The organism is Paenibacillus xylanexedens (genome assembly GCF_007676705.1).
In the GTDB taxonomy this organism is placed as follows: domain Bacteria; phylum Bacillota; class Bacilli; order Paenibacillales; family Paenibacillaceae; genus Paenibacillus; species Paenibacillus xylanexedens_C.
Genome location: NZ_VEBF01000875.1, coordinates 1 through 223, shown reverse-complemented (window position 1 = coordinate 223; position 223 = coordinate 1). Strand labels below are relative to the sequence as shown.

The window sequence follows — 223 nt, the reverse complement described above, 5'->3', positions numbered from 1 at the left end:
GTATATAAAAACGCAACCAAACTCAACCCATCCCCCATAACCGATCTCACCAACTATCTCCACACCACTCCTTTCCACACCTCCCAATATCACATTTCCACCCTTATTCCACACAACCACCACATCCACCCCCAACACCGTCACACATACATTCAACCCAATCCCCCTCACCTCAACTTCTATCACCCCATCACACACCCCCTCCAACTTTTCAAAATCATCC

1 protein-coding gene is annotated in these 223 nt (G+C 48.0%); it reads right to left on the bottom strand.

What is annotated here, in order from left to right; genetic code table 11:
• The coding region (locus FS628_RS32460; RefSeq protein ID WP_222125370.1) for a hypothetical protein at window positions 1–186 on the bottom strand (186 nt) is incomplete at its 3' end.
• Between the last annotated feature and the right edge of the window lie 37 nt (window positions 187–223).